Annotated in this window: 1 protein-coding gene and 1 pseudogene; both read right to left on the bottom strand. The window is 46.7% G+C overall.

Annotated features, from left to right (window positions below; genetic code table 11):
* On the bottom strand, nt 1–216 hold a 216-nt coding region (locus tag ACYVTD_RS14395), incomplete at its 3' end, for a hypothetical protein (RefSeq protein ID WP_461248406.1).
* Between the two features lies 1 nt (nt 217).
* Nucleotides 218–859: pseudogene (locus tag ACYVTD_RS14400) on the bottom strand (DNA topoisomerase IV subunit A); the annotation flags it as partial.

Consider the following 859-nt stretch of genomic DNA (forward strand, 5'->3'; position numbering starts at 1 on the left):
CCACGCGCCCGCGCATAAAATTAATAACGCGGCTATATTCACCAAAAGAGGGAAAAACGCGCTGTTGTTTTTCGCGTTTACAGCCGTATCTTCGCCCGCCGACTGCGACAGGTGTTTGCGTCTTTTTTCCGCTATCCCGTTTATCTTCGCGAGTATTTCTTTTTGCTCTTCCACCGGGATTCCCGAAGACGAGTCGAAAACAACGTCGTTTGCCATTTTATTTCTCCTTACAATCAACACTGGCGGCTTCTTTCGCGGAAAGCCTTATCCCGCCCGCCTTTACGCCGCGCACATTGTAGTCATGCGCCTTAAAATCCTCCTGAAGAACTTTAAGCCTTGGCTTTGGAACATATTTTACGCTAAAAATAAATTTTTGCCTTGTGTCTATATGCAAAACCTGCGCCCCGTCCGGGACAAGGAAATAGTCCTTGTTCATAATCCAGCCTTCGATTATACAGCGTTTTATGCACGGAAAGCCCGTCCCTTTTTCCTTGTAAACAATCGTAAAAATCGTCTTGGAAAGGGCGTCCTTGTCCGCCACCCCTATCCACCACGCGTCCGCTCCTACGAATGTTTTTTCGCACAAATCCATTATAGTGTACATTCCGTTCTTGCGGATAACAAGAATTCTGTCGAAGGGGGAAACTTCGGCAATCTTCGCGCCGGACACGTTTGTTCCCAGATAGCCCGATTTACTGTCGTATCTTAACTCAACGTCCCGCTTGACGACTTCTTTGGCGACAATTTTTTCAAAAGCGCCCACGACGGTTTTTCTTTTTCCGCCGTTTATTTCCTCGTTGGCTTTTATTTTCGCTATAATGCCTTTAAGCCAGGCGACCGAATAGGCGGTTATATTTTT

This window comes from Treponema sp. R6D11, assembly GCF_054786075.1.